Source organism: Flavobacterium galactosi (assembly GCF_048158585.1).
In the GTDB taxonomy this organism is placed as follows: Bacteria; Bacteroidota; Bacteroidia; order Flavobacteriales; family Flavobacteriaceae; genus Flavobacterium; species Flavobacterium galactosi.
Genome location: NZ_JBLNKV010000001.1, coordinates 691,105 through 708,046 on the forward strand (window position 1 = coordinate 691,105; position 16,942 = coordinate 708,046).

General features: G+C 34.1%; 12 protein-coding genes. 7 read left to right on the forward strand and 5 right to left on the reverse strand.

The genetic code is table 11. From position 1 onward, the window contains the following. Nucleotides 1-59: 59 nt before the first annotated feature. Nucleotides 60-1,493 carry an OmpA family protein gene (locus ACM55M_RS02985; protein WP_416856007.1) on the forward strand — a complete coding sequence of 478 codons (1,434 nt, stop codon included), beginning with the start codon at nucleotides 60-62 and terminating at the stop codon, nucleotides 1,491-1,493. A gap of 65 nt (nucleotides 1,494-1,558) precedes the next feature. Further along, nucleotides 1,559-4,324, forward strand: coding sequence for a PD-(D/E)XK nuclease family protein (locus ACM55M_RS02990; protein WP_416856008.1), 2,766 nt, complete (start codon nucleotides 1,559-1,561; stop codon nucleotides 4,322-4,324). On the opposite strand, the gene ACM55M_RS02995 is transcribed toward ACM55M_RS02990, so the two are convergent. After that, complete coding sequence (locus ACM55M_RS02995; RefSeq protein WP_416856009.1) at nucleotides 4,321-5,103, reverse strand: alpha/beta fold hydrolase; 783 nt, start codon at nucleotides 5,101-5,103, stop codon at nucleotides 4,321-4,323. The two genes, ACM55M_RS02990 and ACM55M_RS02995, sit on opposite strands and share 4 nt — an antisense overlap. A gap of 126 nt (nucleotides 5,104-5,229) precedes the next feature. On the opposite strand from ACM55M_RS02995, the gene ACM55M_RS03000 reads away from it, so the two are divergent. Next, nucleotides 5,230-6,444 carry an AbiH family protein gene (locus tag ACM55M_RS03000; protein ID WP_416856010.1) on the forward strand — a complete coding sequence of 405 codons (1,215 nt, stop codon included), beginning with the start codon at nucleotides 5,230-5,232 and terminating at the stop codon, nucleotides 6,442-6,444. A 143-nt stretch (nucleotides 6,445-6,587) separates the two neighbouring features. Here ACM55M_RS03000 and ACM55M_RS03005 read toward each other — a convergent pair whose 3' ends face one another. From ACM55M_RS03005 to ACM55M_RS03015, 3 genes are all read right to left on the reverse strand, one after another. Next, on the reverse strand, nucleotides 6,588-7,388 hold the full coding sequence (locus tag ACM55M_RS03005) for a TIGR00266 family protein (RefSeq protein ID WP_416856011.1): 801 nt from the start codon (nucleotides 7,386-7,388) through the stop codon (nucleotides 6,588-6,590). A 176-nt stretch (nucleotides 7,389-7,564) separates the two neighbouring features. After that, nucleotides 7,565-8,857 (reverse strand): aminopeptidase P family protein, encoded by a 1,293-nt coding sequence (locus tag ACM55M_RS03010; RefSeq protein WP_416856012.1) that lies wholly within the window; start codon nucleotides 8,855-8,857, stop codon nucleotides 7,565-7,567. Between the two features lie 152 nt (nucleotides 8,858-9,009). After that, nucleotides 9,010-10,371: a hydroxymethylglutaryl-CoA synthase family protein gene (locus tag ACM55M_RS03015; protein ID WP_416856013.1), complete on the reverse strand. Its 1,362-nt coding sequence runs from the start codon at nucleotides 10,369-10,371 to the stop codon at nucleotides 9,010-9,012. A 368-nt stretch (nucleotides 10,372-10,739) separates the two neighbouring features. Between ACM55M_RS03015 and ACM55M_RS03020 the strand changes: the two genes are divergently transcribed. From ACM55M_RS03020 to ACM55M_RS03035, 4 genes are all read left to right on the forward strand, one after another. Further along, nucleotides 10,740-11,405 carry a succinate dehydrogenase cytochrome b subunit gene (locus tag ACM55M_RS03020; RefSeq protein ID WP_416856015.1) on the forward strand — a complete coding sequence of 222 codons (666 nt, stop codon included), beginning with the start codon at nucleotides 10,740-10,742 and terminating at the stop codon, nucleotides 11,403-11,405. 12 nt (nucleotides 11,406-11,417) lie between these two features. After that, nucleotides 11,418-13,418, forward strand: a complete 2,001-nt coding sequence (locus ACM55M_RS03025; RefSeq protein WP_416856016.1) for a fumarate reductase/succinate dehydrogenase flavoprotein subunit — start codon at nucleotides 11,418-11,420, stop codon at nucleotides 13,416-13,418. 86 nt (nucleotides 13,419-13,504) lie between these two features. Beyond that, nucleotides 13,505-14,251: a succinate dehydrogenase/fumarate reductase iron-sulfur subunit gene (locus ACM55M_RS03030; RefSeq protein WP_143387023.1), complete on the forward strand. Its 747-nt coding sequence runs from the start codon at nucleotides 13,505-13,507 to the stop codon at nucleotides 14,249-14,251. An 81-nt stretch (nucleotides 14,252-14,332) separates the two neighbouring features. Next, the gene (locus ACM55M_RS03035; protein ID WP_416856017.1) at nucleotides 14,333-15,103 is read left to right on the forward strand and encodes an amidohydrolase; all 771 of its coding nucleotides are present in this window, start codon (nucleotides 14,333-14,335) and stop codon (nucleotides 15,101-15,103) included. Nucleotides 15,104-15,109: 6 nt separating this feature from the next. Here ACM55M_RS03035 and ACM55M_RS03040 read toward each other — a convergent pair whose 3' ends face one another. Beyond that, entirely contained in the window at nucleotides 15,110-16,762 is a 1,653-nt protein-coding gene (locus ACM55M_RS03040) for an Ig-like domain-containing domain (RefSeq protein WP_416856018.1), read from the reverse strand. Nucleotides 16,763-16,942: the final 180 nt, after the last annotated feature.

Genomic DNA, 16,942 nt, shown 5'->3' on the forward strand with positions numbered 1-16,942 from the left:
AAAAATTTACGAGTTACTTTTGTCTGTAATTAACTAAATTGTAATTAAAAAAATTAAGTATGAAACATCTTAACAAACTTTTAGTTGCCGTAATGATGGTGATGGGTTTAAGCTCTCACGCACAAGACAGTAACAATCCATGGGCAATCTCTTTTGGGGTTAATGCCGTTGACACTAAAACTAGTGCTGGTGGTGGGCATAATTGGTTAGACCGACATTTTTCTCAGCCTTTCGCTGTTAAAGACAACTGGAACATTCTTCCTTCTGTGTCATACATTAGTGTATCTAGATACATAGGAGATAATTTCTCTTTTGGACTTACTGGTTCTGTAAACAAAATTGATAAATATGTGAAATTTAATCCGACTGCTGTTGGTCATGATTCTCGCGGATACATAGTTTCTAATCCTGGAGACTTAATGTATTACGGTGTTGACGCAACTATCAAATACAGTTTGATGAACTTAATCAACTCTAAAGTAATTGATCCGTCATTATCTGTTGGTGGAGGATATACATTCTTTGGTGAAAGTAGTTATGGAACTCTTAATCCAGGTGCTGGTCTTACTTTATGGTTTACTGAAAACATTGGATTAGAACTTGCAACAAAATACAAAAAATCTTTTGGTGATAGAGAAGATGCTTCGGGAACTCCTGACGCTCCATCACATTTTCAACACAGTGCAGGTCTTATCTTCAAATTTGGAGGTAAAGATACTGACGGTGATGGAATATATGACAAAGATGATGCTTGTCCAGAAGTTGCTGGTTTAAAACAATTCAACGGTTGTCCCGATACTGACGGAGATGGAATTCAAGATAGTGCTGATGCTTGTCCAGAAGTTGCTGGTTTAGCTGCATTGAACGGATGTCCTGATACTGATGGAGATGGAATTGCTGATAAAGATGATGCTTGTCCAGATGTTGCTGGTTTAGCTGCATTAAAAGGTTGTCCAGATTCTGATGGAGATGGAGTAGCTGATAAAGATGACAAATGTCCAACTGTTGCAGGTCCTAAAGAAAACGTAGGTTGTCCTTGGCCAGATACTGATGGAGATGGTGTTTTAGACAAAGATGATAAATGTCCAGACGTAAGAGGAACTGTTGCTAATCAAGGTTGTCCAGAAGTTTCAGAAGAAGTTATGAAGACTTTAAATAACTATGGTAAAATAATTTTGTTTGATTCTGGTAAAGCTACTTTCCAAAAAGGAACTTACACAGTTTTACAATCAATCACTTCAATCTTAAAAGAATATCCTTATTCAAGATTCATGATCGAAGGACATTGTGATAGTGATGGTAGTAATGAACTTAACCAAACGTTATCTGAAAACAGAGCTGCTGCAGTTAAAAATTATTTAATTGAAAACGGAATTGCTGCTGATAGACTTAGATCTACAGGTTTTGGTGAAACTAAACCAATTGCAACTAACAAAACTGCAAAAGGTAAAGCAATGAACAGAAGAGTTGAAATATCTTTGATTAAAGAATAATTTCTTTCTAGAATATTTATGGAAAACGCCTCGATTTATCGGGGCGTTTTTTTTATTTTTATAAAATGACAAATACTTCTTTTTTAGATAAAATAGCCGCCGTTTTAATTGAAAATTATTCTGATAATCTTTCCAATACAATTGTAGTTTTACCAAACAAACGTGCTAAAATATTTTTGATTGAAGCGCTGAAGAATCAGGTAAGCACAAATATACTTTCTCCTGAAATTATTAGTATTGAAGATTTTATTCAAGACATCGCCGGCATTCGTACTATTGATCCTATTGAGCTATTATTCGAATTCTATGAAGTTTATTTGTCTATTACAGAAAAAACAAACCAACAATCATTCGAACTCTTTGCCAATTGGGCGAAAACACTTTTACAGGATTTTAATGAAATTGATCGCTATTTATTAGATCCTTCCCACATTCTTTCGTATCTGAAAGATATCGAAGACATTAAAAAATGGGGAATTGAAGTTGAAAACAAAACTGTATTATTAGAAAAATACATCGATTTTTGGAAATTACTACCCAATTATTATCAATCCCTTTATACCCATTTATTGAATAAAGGAATCGGTTATCAAGGTCTGATTTATCGTGAAGCGATAAACAATCTAAACCATTTTTCGAATTCTGTACAAAATAAACAATTCTTGTTTGCGGGTTTTAATGCACTAAACGCGGCCGAAGAAAAAATAATCCAACATCTTATCGCTTCTGATCTAGCCAAAATATATTGGGATGTGGATCAGACGTTCCTAAATGATCCGTATCATGATGCAGGATTGTTCGTAAGGCGTTTCAAAGAAAGTTGGAAACATTATAAATCGCATCCTTTTGAATGGATTGTGAATGATTTTTCGCAGACTAAAAACATTCATGTAATTGGAACACCAAAAACAATCGGTCAAGCCAAAATTGCTGGAAGTATTATTGAAAATGTCATCAATGCAAATCCTGAAGGCAAGCTTGACAAAGTAGCTGTGGTTCTTGGCGAGGAAAATCTTTTGGTTCCCCTTTTATATTCTTTGCCGTCAAGCGTTGGTGCTTTGAATATTACTATGGGTTATTCGAGTAAAAACAATCCAGCTCAGATTTTAATTGCGAAACTGTTTAAAATGCACACGAATTCTTTGTCTAGAAATGCCAAAAGTTACGTATTGTATTATAAAGATGTATTGGATATTTTGACGCATCCATTGGTGGAACCTTATGCGAAAACGAATGCGCTAGTCAAAATAATTAATCAAAACAATTACACTTTTATTACCCATCATAAATTGATAGAATTGAATGCAAATCCATCGGAGTTGTTTCTGTTGTTATTCCAAAAATGGGAGAATGGATCGGTTCCAGTATTAGAGACAATTTCTAAATTATTACAAACAATAAAGAATAATTTAAGTAATGATAATGAAGAAGAGAAAATTACGAAGGCATTTGTTTTTGCCATTTTCAAAGTCATTAATAAATTGATTAATTACTATTCGAAACACGAACACATCGATAAAATAGAAACGCTTTATGCTATTTACAAGCAAGTAATTGATTTGGCTGAAGTTTCTTTTGAGGGGGAACCTTTGAATGGTTTACAGATTATGGGTGTATTAGAAAGCCGTGTATTGGATTTTGATACGGTTATTGTCACTTCGATGAATGAAGGGAAATTTCCAGCGGGTAAATCACAAAATTCGTTTATTCCGTATGATGTGAAACGTGAATTGGGATTGCCGACATTCAAAGAAAAAGACGCGATTTACACGTATCATTTCTATCATTTGTTACAACGGGCCAAAAACATATACTTGCTTTATAATACCGAAAGTGAAGGACTGGATGCGGGTGAAAAAAGCCGTTTCATCACGCAATTGGAAGTGGAAAAACAGGTCAATCATACGCTTACTCATGAAATTTATAATGCTGTTTTACCTGAAACAGCATATCAACCGACGGTAATTCCAAAATCGGAAAGTGTTATGGTGCGATTGAAAGAAATTGCAGAAAAAGGGTTTTCTCCATCGGCATTGACGAGTTATATTCGAAATCCGATTCAGTTTTATTTCCAGAAAATTTTACGCATCAGCGAAGTCGAAGAAGTGGAAGAGAATATTGCCTTGAATACCTTAGGGACCATTATTCACGAAACGTTGAAAGTGCTTTACGAACCGTTCATTGGAAAGTTTATTTCGGAAAGTGATATTTTAAACTGTTTCAAACAAATAGACGCTGAGGTTTTGAAGCAATTCAAATTGGTTTACAAAGAAGGTGAAATCAAAAAAGGGCGAAATTTGTTGGCTTTTGAAGTAGCCAAACGAAATGTTTCAAATTTTTTGAAGGAAGAAGAAAAAAGTATTAAAAACGGCGATGCGATAAAAATTCTAGCTTTGGAACAAACTTTTGGAAGAACTTTAAATCATCCGAATTTGCCTTTTCCGGTATTGATAAAAGGAAATGTAGACCGAATTGAAGAGCGCAACGGAATCATTAGAATTATCGATTACAAAACTGGTAAAGTAGAAAAAGCAAGCGTCACTCTGAAATCCTGGAAAGGATTAACCGAAGATATTAAAAGCGATAAAATCATTCAGGTTTTGGCTTATGCGTTCATGTACGAAAATGAGGCAAAAGGAAAACCAATTGAAGCGGGAATTATTTCTTTTAAAAATTTGAAAGCAGGTTTTCTTCCGTTTAATTTTAAAGAAGACAAAGAGGTTAATTCAATTATAAATGAAGAAGTTTTGAGTAATTATTTGGAACAGATTGTCATCTTGTTGAGTGAAATTTTAAATGAGAATATTCCTTTTGAAGAGAAAATAATTTAAATCTTTTTAAAAAAAGCTAATAAAACTTTTAATAATTCTTCCTGATTCTCAATATGGGACATGTGTCCGTCTGGAAACGTAACCAGTTCAACTTGGGTGTTTTCTGTTTGTTCTTTAGTTTCTTCGTAATTTAGAACAGGATCTTTTTCGCCAAGGATTAATAGTTTTGGATAGGGTGTCAGATGCAATAAAACTTCCCGGTCTTTTCTTGTTTTCATTCCTTCCAGTGAGGCAACGATTCCTTGAAGTGGCGTCTTTAAAGCTTCTTTTTTTACTTTTTCAATTTCTGATGAAAGTTGCTCTCTGTTGGTTTCACTGAATAAATTAGCAATGGATAGTGAAACAAAATTAATGAAAGATTGTTTTACGGCTTTAATAGCTCGATCCCGATTTATTTTTCGTTCCTCACTATCGGCTCTTGCGGTTGAATTTAATAAAACCAATCCTTTTATAGTATCAGGATACAATTCCGCAAAAGCCAAAGCCACATAACCCCCCATAGAATGCCCGACAAAAATGGCTTTCCGGATGCGAAATTCCGATAAAACAGCGTGAACGGCATCAGCATTGTCCTCCATCGTTTGCACGTAACTCAAACATTCCGTTTCGCCATGTCCCAATAAATCAATCGTGATGACGCGGTTTTTTTTAGCAAACTCCGGAATATAAAAATCCCACATGCCTTTGTTCTCCAAGAAACCATGAAGTAAGACAATAGCGGTTCCTTTCCCGGTATCGGAATAGGAGATGTTGGTATTTTTAAATAGAATTTGTTTCAAAATGAAAATTTAGTCTACAAAAGTAACATTTTATTTTTTTAACTATTTAAGAAATATAAAAGCATAGAAGTAATTCATGAAAGCGCTTGTATTAAAAATAGTATATTTGAGAAAAGCATTTGTAATATGAACAGACTTGTTATTCTTGGAAACGGATTTGATTTGGCGCATGGGTTGCCTACTTCTTACAGGGATTTTATTGATGATTATTGGAGAGGAATTAAGGATTCAAATCATAATGATGAGTTTGTTTCATTTGATTGTAACTCTAAGGTAGAGTTCGAGAACGTCAAAAATATTGATTGTATATCAAAACAATTTATTGCACTTAATCAAGAAGTTAAGTTTTCTGAAGCTGAAATTTACACGGAATATGGTAATAATATTCTAACTGGAAAATATCCAAGAGCTCATATTCTTAATTATAAAAATATTTTTTTTAGATTAATCAATCAGAAATCGATTCAGAATTGGGTTGATATTGAAAATGAATATTATACACAATTGAAAGGTATTGTTAATTTAAAGCCAGAAAATAGATTAGTAGATAAAGATGAGTTTGAAATTTCAAGAAAAGATAAAATAATAAAACTTAATACAGAGTTTGATCAAGTAAAAAAAAGTTTAGAAAAATATCTCAATGATAAAATAATTATAGATGAAGAAAGAGTGACAACTATTTCTGATTTATTAAGAATTAATTTAGGAGAAGATAAATATTTTTTAGAATTTCCAAGTCAAGATTATAATGAATTAAAGGATTTTTATAAAGAATATAGTCCTGATAAAAGAAAAGAAATAATTACTTATTGTTTAAATTTTAATTATACAAAAACTATTGATAAATACATAAGTTTCACCAAAGAATATGGTGAAGATAGGAATTTTGGAGAAGTTAAAAATTTACAAATTCATGGAAGATTAAATGACAATGGTAATAGAATTAATTTTGGTTTTGGAGACGAGATGGATGATAATTATAAACTTATAGAAAACATTGATGATAATGAATATTTAAAGTATTTTAAATCTTTTCAATATCTTCAAAACTCAAATTATAAAACGCTTTTAGACTTTATTGAGGGTAATAATTTTCAAGTGCAGATAATGGGACATTCCTGTGGTTTGTCTGACAGGGCTCTGTTAAACACCGTTTTTGAACATGTAAATTGTCGTTCTATAAAAGTATTTTATCATAATATAAAAGATGAAAATGGTAAAGTAATAAAGGATAATTACACTGAAATTATTCAAAATATATCGAGACACTTCAATAAAAAGAGTTTAATGCGGTCAAAAATTGTAAACAAAAATCTTTGTCAACCATTGCCCCAAATTTAAAAAAAATATTTTAAGATAAAAAACGGCTCTCATCTCCGAAAACTGTTATTATTTTGTCATTTCAACGAAGGAGAAATCACATAAAGCATAGGGATGCGATTTCTCCTTCGTTGAAATGACAAATTGAAAGTTTAAATTATATACTAAAATCGTCTGTCGCCATCCAGAAGACTTCCTAAACCGCCTAATAAACTGCCTTCGTCACGACTGCTTCCGCCAGCTTTTGGCGCAGATGCAATGATTCTGTCGGCGAGTCGGCTGAAAGGTAAGGATTGCACATAAACCGTTCCCGGACCGCGAAGTGTCGCATAAAACAAACCTTCGCCGCCAAAAATGGAATTTTTTATCCCGCCAATAAATTCAATATCATACTCTACATCTTTGGTGAAGCCAACGATACAACCCGTGTCTACTTTTAGGATTTCGCCTGCGGCTAATTCTTTTTTAGCCAATGTTCCGCCAGTATGGACAAACGCCAGACCGTCGCCTTCTATTTTTTGCATGATGAAACCTTCGCCACCAAAAAGTCCACGACCAAGTTTTTTAGAGAATTCGATTCCCACAGAAACGCCTTTGGCAGCGCAGAGAAAAGAATCTTTCTGACAAATAAATTTTCCGCCAAATTGTGTCAAGTCAATTGGGATAATTTTCCCGGGATAAGGCGATGCGAATGAAACTTTGCTTTTGGTATTGTTTTGATTGATGAACGCAGTCATAAAGAGACTTTCGCCTGTCAGGACTCTTTTTCCGGCGCTTAAAAGTTTACCGAACAACCCGTTTTCCTGTCCGGATCCGTCTCCAAAAATGGTTTCCATTTGGATATTATTGTCCATCATCATAAAACTTCCCGCTTCGGCAATTACAATTTCCTGAGGGTCTAATTCTATTTCCACATATTGCATTTCCTCGCCATATATGTGGTAGTCTATTTCGTGTGCTTGCATGATTTCTGTAGTTTAAGTTTTTTTAATAAGTCGGAAACTGGATTATAAAGTTACAGTTTTTAGATGGATTTTGGAATACATGGTGTTGGGTTCTAGATTTTCTGGTTGAAGTGCACCCAATAAAAAACGGCGTACATTGCTGTAAGCCGTTCTGATTATATCTATTTGAAAGGAGTTTAACAGTTCATCAATGTTTCAATTTCGTCTATTTCAATGGGAATATTACGCATCAAATTAAATGGTTCGCCCGTTTCCTGAACGATTACGTTATCCTCCAAACGGATTCCGAAACCTTCGGCAGGAATGTAAATTCCAGGTTCGACGGTGAAAACCATATTGGCTTGCATGGGTTCTGTCAGGATTCCATAATCGTGCGTGTCCAGTCCCATGTGATGGGAAGTTCCGTGCATGAAATATTTTTTGTAAGCGGGCCATTCCGGGTTTTCGTTTTGGACATCAGCTTTGTCGAGCAATCCTAAACCAAGCAATTCTGAAGTCATGATTTTTCCCACTTCAACATGATATTCTTTCCAAAGTGTTCCTGGAGTAAGCATTTTGGTGGCTTCATTTTTTACTCGTAAAACGGCTTCGTAAACAGCTGCCTGTCTGTCGTTGAATTTCCCTGAAACAGGAATCATTCTGGTCATGTCGCTCGAATAATTGGCATATTCTGCAGCCACATCCAATAAAATCAAATCGCCTGCTTGGCATTGTTGGTTGTTTTCGATATAATGCAACACATTTGCATTGTTTCCTGAAGCAATAATTGGCGTGTAGGCAAAACCTTTGGAACGATTGCGAATGAATTCGTGAATCAGTTCGGCTTCGATTTCGTATTCGGTTACATTTGGTTTTACAAAGGATAATAATCTTCGGTATCCTTTTTCAGTAATGTTACAGGCATTTTGGATTAAATCCAATTCTTCGGTTTCTTTTACAGAACGAAGGCGTTGCAATATCGGGTTGCTTTTTGCAACAGCATGCGCCGGATATTTTTCTTTCCACCATTTTACAAAACGGGCTTCACGGGTTTCGGTTTCTACGGTGGCGCGGTAATGTTCGTTGGTATTGATGTAAATCGTATCCGAATGGGTCATCATTTCGAATAAAATTTTCTCAAAATCCTGAAGCCAATGCACGGTTTTGATTCCTGAAACTTCAAAAGCGCGTTCTTTGGTCAGTTTTTCCCCTTCCCAAATTGCAATGTGTTCGCTAGTTTCTTTTAAGAATACCATCGCTCTTTGATGTTCGTATGGCGCATCAGGAAAAAGCAATAAAATACTTTCTTCTTGGTCTACTCCGCTTAAATAAAAAATATCACGGTGTTGTGCAAAAGGCATGGTGCTATCGGCACTTATTGGATAAATGTCATTAGAGTTGAAAATAGCAACGCTTTTTGGCTTCATCTGAGCCATGAATTTGGTGCGATTTTTTATAAATAAATCCCGGTCAATTTGATGGTATTTCATGGTAATACAGTTTAAACTTTTAATTACTCAAAAATACTAAGTTTAAATCGTTTTTTATTATGAATTCGTCAAATTTTAAATAAAAAACACAAAATAAAATAAACGGACGTCTATCGCATTTTGTGTTTATATAAAAACAGGATTTAAATGATTTAATCAACCCATTTGTAATAGCGAGCTCCTACTAGATTTGGGATTTCTTTTTCTATTCTTTCTAAAATCCATTCGTTTTTTGGTAGTCGAATGCTTTGTTTTTGTTCTTTTTTATGGAGTTTTTCATAAGTTTCAAAATCAATTTCAAAGCTTTGTTCTAAGGTTTCAAAAAGTTTAATACCAGCTAGTGCCGTTTTCCAATCGGACTGAATTTCTCCTTCGAAAACTTTGGATTTAGAACCGCTTCCATACGCTAAAAAGCCAAATTTTGAATTTGAAATTTCTTTCTCCGTATCATAAAAATGTGCCAAAGTAGAAAGTAAGCCCATAAAAATGGAACCGGTATATAAATTACCAATTAATGAAGAAGCTAATTCAGCGGGCATTAATTTTTCAGTTACAAAATTTTGGTATTCTTCAGATTTACTGATTCCCTTCAATTTATTTTGGTATTCCGAAGCGTCTTCCTCTCCGGAGATGATTTTATTTTCGGCATCCAAAGCATAAATTTCAGACAACATGCGACGCCCTTGGAACGAATAAGGTAAATGCATAATGATGCTTGCCCATGAATTATAGATGGTTTCGCTCGTGTTTTTTAATTTTTTGAACGAAAAATAGGCGTTTCTGGTACGATCCATATAGCATTGGTTGGAATATTGTCCGTCAAAAACAGGTTGGTCCTTGTGAATTTCTATTTCGGCTTCCAGATTGTCAAACCATGATTCGTTGGTTGCATTTCCTGTAATTTCTTCTTTCGAAAGTGTTCGGAAGGGTTTGAAAAAGTCAAAAACACCTTTTGTACTTGTCGCCCAATTGTTGTCAAATGCAATAATCCTTGGGTTTGAAGTGATCAACATGGCTAAAGCTCCAGCGCCTTGGGTGTATTCTCCGGTTGAATTTAAATCGTATTTTGCAAAATCAGTAGTGACAACAATTGCTTTTTTGGCTGGGTTTAATTTTACGAAATCAATACAGTTTTGCAACGCATCAACGCCGCCAATACAAGCAAATGTAAAATCAACTACATCACATTCGGATAAAGTGTTTTCTCCGAATTTTTGCTCCATTAAGGCGATTAAAAAAGAACTTATTGGTTTTGAACTATCAATAGCGCTTTCGGTTCCAACATATATTCTTGCAATTTCATTTAGATTCAGATTGTTTTCTTGGATCAGTTTAGTCAAAGCGTTTGCAGCAAAAACTACTGTATCTTGATGTGAATCAGGTAGTGTCATTTTGATTAAACCCAAACCTTTTTCTAATTTTTCTGGTTCAATATTTCGGGCCTTCGCCAAAGTTTTAATAGGTAAATGTATTTTAGCAACATCAAAAGAGATGGAATCAATTCCTGTTTTCATTATTCAATTTTTAACATGTAAAGTTAGAAACGCATTCTCTTGGTACAATTATTTTAGGAAATAAAATTAAGGTACTTAGTGTTTTTATTAATTTAGAAATAAATAATAATAAAAATTATTGAATCGGTAATTTTAGCCTCTTTGAGGATTGATTTTTGGTAAATTTCATTATGTCTTATTTAAGATTTATTTCTTTTTTGTTTAACCGATTATTTTGCTGTTTTTTGAATTTTGTTTGATTTTTAAGGATTTCTTGGTGTTTTGTGTAAAACACTTTAAAATCATTATAAATAACAACGAAAAGGTTGTAGTTGCTGTCTAATTGCTTTATTTTTGTAGAATTTTTTAAAACAAATTATATAAATCTTATGGCAAAATCTGCATTATTGAAATCGTCAATAGCAAAAAAAGTAGCTATGGCGCTTTCAGGACTTTTTTTGATGTTGTTTCTAGCACAGCATTTTTTTATCAATATGACATCGGTATTTAGTGCCGATACTTTTAATTCAATATCCCATTTTATGGGAAATAATCCATTAGTTCAATTCGTAATACAACCTATATTAATTGTAGGGGTTGTTTTTCACTTTATTATGGGTTTTGTTTTGGATTTTAAAAATAGAAGTGCGAGGCCAATTGCTTACGCAAAGAATAACGGAGCTGCAAATTCTTCTTGGGCTTCAAGAAATATGATTATTTCGGGTTCAGTAATTTTGGCATTTTTAGGATTGCATTTTTATGATTTCTGGTTTCCGGAAATGGTGTACAAGTATGTAGAATGTAATCCGTTAGATGAAACAAGGTATTTTCATGAACTAGTTGCTAAATTTGAAAGCCCGGTTCGTACAGTATTATATAGCTTGTCTTTTGGATTGTTAGCATTACACTTACAACACGGATTTAGTTCTTCTTTTCAATCTGTAGGATTTAATAATAAATATTCTAAAGGATTGAAAAATTTCGGATTAGGATTTGCTTATGTAGTTCCTGCCGGATTTATTTTCATTGCACTTTTTCATCATTTCAATCATTAATATTCAATTATAATGGCATTAGATTCAAAAATTCCTAGTGGTCCAATTTCGGACAAATGGACAAATTATAAAGATCATATTAATTTAGTAAATCCTGCTAACAAACGTAATTTAGATATAATTATAGTTGGTACAGGTTTAGCTGGAGGTTCTGCTGCTGCAACATTGGCAGAATTAGGATATAACGTAAAAGCTTTTTGCTTTCAAGATTCGCCACGTCGTGCGCACTCCATTGCTGCACAAGGGGGAATAAACGCTGCAAAAAATTATAAAGGAGATGGTGACTCTGTTCACAGATTGTTTTACGATACTGTAAAAGGGGGAGATTATCGTGCTCGTGAGGCTAACGTACACCGTTTAGCTGAAGTTTCGTCTAATATTATTGACCAATGTGTGGCACAAGGTGTTCCATTGGCTCGTGAATATGGCGGATTATTAGATAACCGTTCTTTTGGAGGAACTTTGGTTTCTCGTACTTTTTATGCACAAGGGCAAACAGGTCAACAATTGCTTTTGGGTGCTTACTCAGCAATGAACCGTCAAATTGGTCGTGGTAAAGTAAAAATGTACAACCGTCACGAAATGTTGGATTTAGTAGTAGTAAACGGAAAAGCAAGAGGAATTATCGCTCGTAACTTAGTTACCGGTGAAATAGAAAGACACTCTGCGCATGCTGTTGTTATTGCTTCTGGAGGATACGGAAACGTTTTCTTCTTGTCAACCAACGCAATGGGATCTAATGCTACTGCAGCTTGGAAAATCCACAAAAAAGGAGCTTTCTTCGCAAATCCTTGTTACACACAAATTCACCCAACTTGTATTCCAGTTTCTGGAGATCACCAATCGAAATTGACATTAATGTCAGAGTCATTGCGTAATGATGGTCGTATTTGGGTTCCTGCAAAATTAGAAGATGCGCAAGCGATTCGTGAAGGAAAGAAAAAAGCAACCGATTTATCAGAAGGTGAAAGAGATTATTTCTTAGAAAGAAGGTATCCTGCTTTTGGTAACTTAGTGCCTCGTGATGTAGCTTCACGTGCTGCCAAAGAAAGATGTGATGCCGGTTTTGGAGTAAACAAAACAGGTGAAGCAGTTTATTTGGATTTTGCCGCAGCGATTCAACGTTACGGAAATGAGCAAGCGTATGTAAAAGGATTGGACACTAAGGATACTAAGTTAGTGACTAAATTAGGTACTGAACTTGTAAAAAGTAAATATGGGAACTTGTTCCAAATGTATTATAAAATTGTAGATGAAGATCCTTATACTTCTCCAATGATGATTTACCCTGCGGTACATTATACAATGGGTGGTACTTGGGTTGATTATAACTTGCAAACTACAATTCCAGGTTGTTTCTCTATTGGAGAATCGAATTTTTCTGATCACGGAGCCAACCGTTTAGGAGCTTCGGCTTTGATGCAAGGTTTAGCTGACGGATATTTCGTATTGCCATATACTATTGGAGATTATTTAGCTCCAGATATTAAAATGGGAACTATTTCTACCGATTTACCTGAGTTCGTAGCTGCTGAGAAAGCAGTAAAAGATCAAATCGAAAAATTCATCAACAATAAAGGAACGCATTCTGTTGACTATTTCCATAAGAAATTAGGAAAGATTATGTGGGACAAAGTTGGTATGGCTCGTAACGCAAAAGGATTAAACGAAGCGATTGTAGAAATTGCTGCTTTACGTGAAGAGTTTTACAAAGAAGTAAAAGTTCCTGGTGATGCTAATGGATTGAATCAAGAATTGGAAAAAGCGACTCGTGTTGCTGATTTCCTTGAATTGGGAGAATTATTCGCTAAAGATGCTTTACATCGTAATGAATCTTGTGGAGGACATTTCCGTGAAGAATACCAAACAGAAGAAGGGGAAGCACAACGTGATGATGAGAACTTCGCTTACGTAGCTGCTTGGGAATACACAGGAAAACCAAGTGAAGCTGTTTTACACAAAGAGCCGTTGGTATTTGATAACGTGAAATTAGTTCAAAGAAGTTATAAATAATAGTCTAATGTCTAACGTCTTAAAGTCAAATGGCTCCGTGTCAATCGACTTTCGACTTTCGGCTTTATGACTTTCAAACTAAAAATATGAAACTTACATTAAAAATATGGCGTCAAAAAAATGCCGCTGCAGAAGGAAAAATAGTCGAATATCCTATTGATCATATTGAACCGGATATGTCATTTCTTGAAATGCTTGACATTTTGAATGATGAATTAATCATGAAAGGGGATGAGCCAGTAGCTTTTGATCATGATTGTCGCGAAGGAATTTGCGGAATGTGTTCTTTGTATATCAATGGTGAAGCACACGGACCGGACAGAGGTGTTACAACGTGTCAATTGCACATGAGAATGTTCAAGGATGGTGATACCATTTTTATTGAGCCATTTAGAGCAAAAGCATTTCCTGTAATTAAAGATTTAGTTGTTGACAGAAGTTCTTTTGACAGAATTCAACATGCTGGAGGATTTATTTCAGTAAATACCTCTGGAAATACAATTGATGCCAATACTATTCCAATAAACAAGAAAGATGCGGATGATGCTTTTGATGCAGCTGCTTGTATTGGTTGTGGAGCTTGTGTTGCGAGTTGTAAAAACTCATCGGCTATGTTATTTGTTGCTGCAAAAGTATCTCAATATGCTTTATTGCCGCAAGGAAGAATTGAAGCTACTGATAGAGTTTTAAATATGGTTAGCCAGATGGATGCTGAAGGTTTTGGTAACTGTACTAATACTGGAGCTTGCGAAGTAGAGTGTCCAAAAGGAATTTCTCTTGAAAACATCGCTCGTATGAACAGAGAATATATGTCTGCAAGTTTGAAAGGATAAAACCGATAAACTGAAATTTATAAAACGCATTCAATGTAAAGTTGAATGCGTTTTTTTTTATCTTTATAAAAATGATTTCAAATGAAAACGGCACTTATACAATCCTCTTTATATTGGGAAAACCCAAAAGCCAATCGAAACTATTTCGAAGAAAAAATCAAAGCAATTGATGAGAATGTTGATTTGATTGTACTTCCTGAAATGTTTACATCCGGCTTTACGATGAGTCCAGGAAATGTGGCGGAGACGATGCAAGGTGAAACCGTAACGTGGCTTAAAGTATTGGCAAAAGCCCAAAACACGGCTATTACGGGGAGTTTAGTTATAGAAGAAAACAATAATTTTTACAACAGGATAGTATTCGTTTTTCCATCAGGAGAAATACAATTCTATGATAAGAAACACTTATTTACTCTTGCCGGCGAAGACAAAGTGTACACGAGCGGAACCCAAAAAATTATTGTGGATTATTTAGATTGGAAAATTTGCCTGCAAGTATGTTATGATTTGAGATTTCCGGTATTTTCCAGGAATTCTGAGGATTATGATTTGTTAATTTATGTAGCAAGTTGGCCCAAAATAAGGATAAATGCTTGGGATGCATTGCTTAAAGCCCGTGCCATAGAAAATATGTGTTATGTGATTGGGGTTAATAGAATAGGAGAAGATAACAATGGCTATGAATATAGCGGACATTCACAAGTGGTAGATTTTCTTGGAAATTATAGTGTCGAACCGGTAGAATCTGAAAGTATTTTCTACGCTGAATTAAGTAAGGAAAAGATACTACAAACCAGACAAAAGTTAGGTTTTTTGAATGATAGAGATGTTTTTGAAATAAAAAAAGGATAATTTTATTTATTCTTTTTTATCTGTTTTCTTTTTAGGTTCAGGAATGTAAGGAATACTCAGATCAAAAATTTGGTTTACATCCCAATTAGGGCGAACATCTATTTCTTTAGAAAAATAGATCACTTCTTCTGCTTGTCTTTTTTCTAAATAATTGCCCGAATCCCATTCTTTGTTTTTGTTTTCATCATAAATAGCTCTGAGTGTATAAAGCCCGGGTTCAATTAAATTAAAGTCAACTGTTGTGTTCTTTTCAGTGTATTCAGTACCTAAAATTTCTCCTTTTGTATCGGTCAATTCTACAATCACAGGAAATTGTTTCACATTTTGTAAAGACACACTAAGATTTCCGTATTCATCAGTACTTTTGGTGGTTATTTTATAAGATAGTGTATCATTAGATTTTTCAAAAAAATCAATTAATGCACCAGGAAGAATGGAAATGCTATAGTCTTCTGCGGGTTCTTTCTTAAAATCGAAATACAATTTCTGATTAAATTCGTCATATTCAGTTGTAAAAGGAACAGGAATAGCTCCTTTGTTAACTAATTTTATTTTTGAATTGTCAAAAGTTACCAATGGTGTAGCAGATTCTAAAGTAAATCGTTCTTTAAAATTTGACCCGCTATTTTGTACACGAGCAATATTTAGACTGTCTTTTTTCTGGTCTTTAATTTTAAAGGAGAAGTTTGCGTTGTATTTGTCTTGGGCTACAGCCAAGGCTAATGAGTCGGTTTTTATGGGTTTGTACCATATTTGTAACGAATCTTTTTTAGGTAATTGCGTAACAATGGAGGGAATGATTTCATTGTGATTTTTCAAGATTATTTTAGGTCTTGAATTGGTTTTATTTATCTTTCCTTCGTATCCCATCACTAATCGATTTCCAGACACCTGGCTTGGTTTGTAAGCCTTGAATGAGGAAACTTGTCTGAATAATGCTAATTCGTAAATTGTGTCGTTTGGAACGGTAATGAATTGCTTGCTAAATCCAATTTTATCTTTTTTTGGATTGAATTTATTATTGTTATTGTAGTCTTTCATTGCTACAAGAAGGTATTTTCCTGCTTTAAGATTCTCAAGACGAAATGTTTTTAGACTATCCAATGTGCTCGTTATGTATCTCGGGTTTTTAGTATACACGATTGAATCCTTAAAGGTGTCATTTACTTCATACAGCATGACTGAAACGAATGATTCCACTTCTTTTTCATAGGCATCTTTTACAGTTCCGCTAAGGGATAAAGAATCGATATAGTCTCCCGTTGAAAACACATATTTGAACTGGTTTAATGGATTTTCTTCATTATTATCTGCAATACTCTGGCCAAAGTTGAAACTATAAGTCGTATTAGGTTGCAGCGTGTCCTTTATTTTGATTGTAATAAATTTACTTACGGTTGTAGGAAGAATCAAAGGTTCGTTTTTCATTGGTGGTGAAATAACCAGCTGTTTGTTTAGATTCTTTAATTTTATATTTTCGTCAAAGACCAATTTAATTTCATTTCCTTTGAAATTGGTATTGAAATTCTTTGGGAAACTTGTTTTTAAAACGGGAGCAATAGTGTCTTTTAAGCCTCCGGTAATGCTTCCTCTTTTTGCACAGCCAATTATAAGTAAAAGCAGAAATATGGAAATATATTTTAAATTGTTTTTCAACATATCAAATCAAAATTAGAATCTACAAAATAACAATTATAATTAATGTAATCGAAACTTTTTATCGAATTATTATGAGGGATTTAACTAGGCTTACTTTTATAATTCCTCTTGTTTTTTATGATTTTTAATGTTTAAATTTACATGGGTTTAATGTTGGTAAATTTTAAATAATACAATTTT

Bases quoted from the DNA above. Each gene is read 5' to 3' on its own strand.
- ACM55M_RS02985 (WP_416856007.1), top strand. From the start codon at position 60: ATGAAACATCTTAACAAACTTTTAGTTGCCGTAATGATGGTGATGGGT.
- ACM55M_RS02990 (WP_416856008.1), top strand. From the start codon at position 1,559: ATGACAAATACTTCTTTTTTAGATAAAATAGCCGCCGTTTTAATTGAA.
- ACM55M_RS03000 (WP_416856010.1), top strand. From the start codon at position 5,230: ATGAACAGACTTGTTATTCTTGGAAACGGATTTGATTTGGCGCATGGG.
- ACM55M_RS03005 (WP_416856011.1), bottom strand. From the start codon at position 7,388: ATGCAAGCACACGAAATAGACTACCACATATATGGCGAGGAAATGCAA.
- ACM55M_RS03010 (WP_416856012.1), bottom strand. From the start codon at position 8,857: ATGAAATACCATCAAATTGACCGGGATTTATTTATAAAAAATCGCACC.
- ACM55M_RS03015 (WP_416856013.1), bottom strand. From the start codon at position 10,371: ATGAAAACAGGAATTGATTCCATCTCTTTTGATGTTGCTAAAATACAT.
- ACM55M_RS03020 (WP_416856015.1), top strand. From the start codon at position 10,740: ATGGCAAAATCTGCATTATTGAAATCGTCAATAGCAAAAAAAGTAGCT.
- ACM55M_RS03025 (WP_416856016.1), top strand. From the start codon at position 11,418: ATGGCATTAGATTCAAAAATTCCTAGTGGTCCAATTTCGGACAAATGG.
- ACM55M_RS03030 (WP_143387023.1), top strand. From the start codon at position 13,505: ATGAAACTTACATTAAAAATATGGCGTCAAAAAAATGCCGCTGCAGAA.
- ACM55M_RS03035 (WP_416856017.1), top strand. From the start codon at position 14,333: ATGAAAACGGCACTTATACAATCCTCTTTATATTGGGAAAACCCAAAA.
- ACM55M_RS03040 (WP_416856018.1), bottom strand. From the start codon at position 16,762: ATGTTGAAAAACAATTTAAAATATATTTCCATATTTCTGCTTTTACTT.